This window comes from Neisseria sp. (assembly GCF_041804105.1).
In the GTDB taxonomy this organism is placed as follows: domain Bacteria; phylum Pseudomonadota; class Gammaproteobacteria; order Burkholderiales; family Neisseriaceae; genus Neisseria.
The window spans coordinates 1-3,258 of record NZ_JBHCJY010000078.1; the positions used below are offsets into that span (position 1 = coordinate 1).

General features: G+C 58.8%; 3 protein-coding genes and 1 pseudogene. All 4 read right to left on the bottom strand.

Annotated features, from left to right (window positions below; translation table 11 throughout):
* Window positions 1-308: 308 nt before the first annotated feature.
* Window positions 309-905: an NAD(P)H-dependent oxidoreductase gene (locus tag ACEYDX_RS07350; protein WP_373741372.1), complete on the bottom strand. Its 597-nt coding sequence runs from the start codon at window positions 903-905 to the stop codon at window positions 309-311.
* A gap of 39 nt (window positions 906-944) precedes the next feature.
* On the bottom strand, window positions 945-1,916 hold the full coding sequence (locus tag ACEYDX_RS07355) for an HlyD family secretion protein (protein WP_373741373.1): 972 nt from the start codon (window positions 1,914-1,916) through the stop codon (window positions 945-947).
* A gap of 93 nt (window positions 1,917-2,009) precedes the next feature.
* On the bottom strand, window positions 2,010-2,621 hold the full coding sequence (locus tag ACEYDX_RS07360; protein WP_373741374.1) for a TetR/AcrR family transcriptional regulator: 612 nt from the start codon (window positions 2,619-2,621) through the stop codon (window positions 2,010-2,012).
* Between the two features lie 418 nt (window positions 2,622-3,039).
* A pseudogene (locus tag ACEYDX_RS07365) lies at window positions 3,040-3,258 on the bottom strand (cryptic protein cnp1); the annotation flags it as partial.

The window sequence follows — 3,258 nt, forward strand, 5'->3', positions numbered from 1 at the left end:
AATCCGTGCGCTCTTGTGTACGGTTACGCGCAAAAGGCGCTAACCGTACCTACGTTGGTTTTCAGACGGCATTAGGCTGGCTGCCTGCGGGGTTTTGTTCGGTTCAAATATCATCTCAGTAGGTACGGTTAGCCGCGCCAAGCGGCGTAACTGTACGGAAGGCCAACTGTTTTCAGACGGCCTTGCCGTGGGCCGGAATCCCTGTGTTCTTGCGTACGGTTACGCGCAAAAGGCGCTAACCGTACCTACGCTGTTTTTCAGACGGCATTGGGCTGGCAGCCTGAGGGATTTCGTTCGGTTCATTCGGTTCAAATATATCGTTCCAGTTTTTCCAAAAACGCCTGCCGCTGCGCCGCCGTGGATTGTGAAATGTTGCCGAAATTCACCCATTTGCGGCTGCCTACGCCGACGGCTTTCAGGGTGTGGTTGAGCATGGCTTTGTTGACAGTGTCGCCGCAGAAATATTTCAGATACCAGGTCGGCGCGGTGGACGTGCTGAGGGCAACCGCTTCGCGAATGTGGGTGAGTTTGCCCACCAGCCGCCGCATCGGTGTTTCTTCGTAGGTCAGCGTTTTGAGAAACACTTTGTCTTCGAAGCCTTTCACAATCGCGGGCACGTCTGCCCACCAAACCGGAAAGATGAAAATCAGACGGCGTGTTTCCCGCAGGATTCGCTGGTATTCCTGCACCAGCGGGTCGAGCGCCCTGCCTTGGTTGAACAGGGCGAGTTCTTCTTTGGTGTAGGCGGGATTGAAGCCGTCGGCATACAGGTCGATGATGCGGTAGGGTTCGCCCTTGCCGTCGAGCAGTTGCCGCACGCGCTGCAAAACGGCATGGTTGAAACTTTTTTCATAGGGATGGGCATAGACAATGGTGGTAAACGGCACGGCTTTCTCCTTGGGCATTAACGGGCTTTCCGGTTCGGAAAGGTTTTTGAGACGGCCTTATCGCGGCGGTTTGGCCGCCAGTTCGGGCGGCCACGGCATTTTGTCGTCCAAACGCACATAGCCGTTGCCCGTCATGCCGCCTTTGAGCAGCCCTTTGTATTGGAGGGCGGTTTCGGCGGGCACTTTCAGTCTGACCTTGAACATCAGCTTCGCGCGCTCGTCGGCGGTTTCGACGTTTTTCGGCGTGAACTGGGCTTCGCCGGCGATAAAGCTGATTCGGGCGGGAAACACGGCGTCGATGCCGTCGAGCACAATCCGTGCTTCGTCGCCGGTTTTCAGACGGCTCATCCGTGCGGCGGGCAGGAAGACGTTCATGGAAACGTCGGACGGGTCGAGCAGGCTCACGACTTTGCTGCCTGCGGCCAAGACGTTGCCGGTTTCGGCGATGCGGTATTCCACCCGTCCCGCTTTCGGGCTGCGGATAAACATGTCGTCGTTGGCCGAAGATGCTTCGGTTTCCTGAGCCTGCGCCGCATCCACCGCCGCCAGCGATTCGGCGCGGGCGGCTTTGGCGGCGGCCACCGATGCGGCCGCGCCGTCGCGTTCGGCGCGGCGGCGGCTCACTTCGCTGTCGGACACCAAACCGTCGCGGCGCATCGCCAGCGCGTTGTCCAATTCGAGTTGGGCGACTTTCAGCCGCTGGCCGTAGGCGCGGATTTCGGCATCGGCGCGGGCGGAGCTTTCGCGCGCGCGCTGTTTCTGGGCTTTGGCCGCTTCGACGCGGCTGGAACTGGTGTCGGACGACAGTTCGGCAAGCACGTCGCCGGCCTTCACTTCGCTGCCTTCTTCCACCGCCATGCTTTTGACGCGCCCGGGATACAGACTGGCAACGTCGAACCGTTCCAGCTCCAGCCTGCCGTTGGATTGGGCGATGTGGTCTGGCAGTGTGCTGCGGTTCTGCATTCGGTAGAAATACCAGCCGCCGCCGGCCAGCGCGGCAATCAGGAGGGGGATGAAGAGTTTTTTCATGGCTGTCTCGAAAGTGTCGGGATTCGGGTAAAACGTATTTAGCAGGCCGTCTGAAACGCGGTTTGCCCAAAGGCACCGTCTGCAAAACTGTTTTCAGACGGCATCGGACGGAAACAGTACGGCAAAGACCCAGTCCAGCCGCTGCCGTACCGCTTCGTCGCTGCATACGAAAGCCGCGGCTTCGGGCGGCAGGGGCAGGATGTCGAGTTCGGAAAACTGGTTGACGAGCAGAATCGGCGCCACGGCGGAAATAATCAGGAAATTGTGCCGCAGCAGGTAATCGTTTTCCGAACAGTCGGGCAGGCAGCGGCGCAGCAGCGTGTCGATGTGTTCGAAATCCTGTTGCAGCCCCTGACGGATAAACGCCGCCACGGTTTCCGCACCCGCTGCGCAGTCATCAAGCATCCGCCTGACCCAAGGCAGGTCGGAACGGATGCAGCCGGCAAACCATTCGAGAAACGTGCGCAACTGCTGCTGCGGGGACATTTCCTCCGCCGGTTCGGGCACGGAAGCGGTAAACAGGTATTCCTGATGGGCAAGGAGCTGGCGGATGAAATCGTCTTTGCTTTCAAAGCAGTGGTGGAACATCCCTGCGCTCATGCCTGCTTCTGCGGCCAGCAGCCGCACGGAGAGTTTGTGGTAGCCCAGTTGCGGGTAAAGGCGGATGCCGGTTTGCAGGAATTTGTTGCGGGTGTCGGTGTTCATAAAAATTCTTGTTGTTGGACACGTGTCCAATCATAGGTTTTTTCTTACTGCCCTACAAGGGGGAATTACAAAGGCCGTCTGAAACTTTACGTTTCAGACGGCCTTCGGGGAGGTTTGGTTGCGTTTTGTTAAAACGGATGTCGTATTCGCCTGCAACCGCCATTCCCGTGCAGGTGGGAATCCGGTTGCAAATCTAAGAAACCTTATGATTCACAGGCATTCGGATGTCGGCTATGGATTTCCGCCCGTGCAGGAATGGCGGCATGAGGCCGTTGGTTGGCAGGTTTGTCCGCGATAACGGAACCGCTGGAGACAACGGACAACACTATGCCTGCAAGGCCGTGCAGCCGTCCGGACGGCTGCCGCCGCATTTCCGTGCCGTTTTTTTCAGACGGCCCGAACCGGGCCTGACATCCGGTCAGAACGAATTTTTCCGCCCGCTCAGGCGTTTGCCGTTTTTGCCCGCGCGGTCAATGATGCGGTCGCGCAGGGCGGCGGCGGATTTCGGCGTGCCGTCCACGCAGAATGCGTTGAACAGGATGCCGTGTGCGGTTTTGTCGCGGTTGAGGGTGGTGTCGGTGTTTTTCCAAACCGGATTGCGCGGTGCGATCCAGCGGCGGTTGATGGTGTCGCCGAA

Coding starts and splice junctions, on each gene's coding strand:
- ACEYDX_RS07350 (WP_373741372.1), bottom strand. CDS start 905: ATGCCCAAGGAGAAAGCCGTGCCGTTTACCACCATTGTCTATGCCCAT.
- ACEYDX_RS07355 (WP_373741373.1), bottom strand. CDS start 1,916: ATGAAAAAACTCTTCATCCCCCTCCTGATTGCCGCGCTGGCCGGCGGC.
- ACEYDX_RS07360 (WP_373741374.1), bottom strand. CDS start 2,621: ATGAACACCGACACCCGCAACAAATTCCTGCAAACCGGCATCCGCCTT.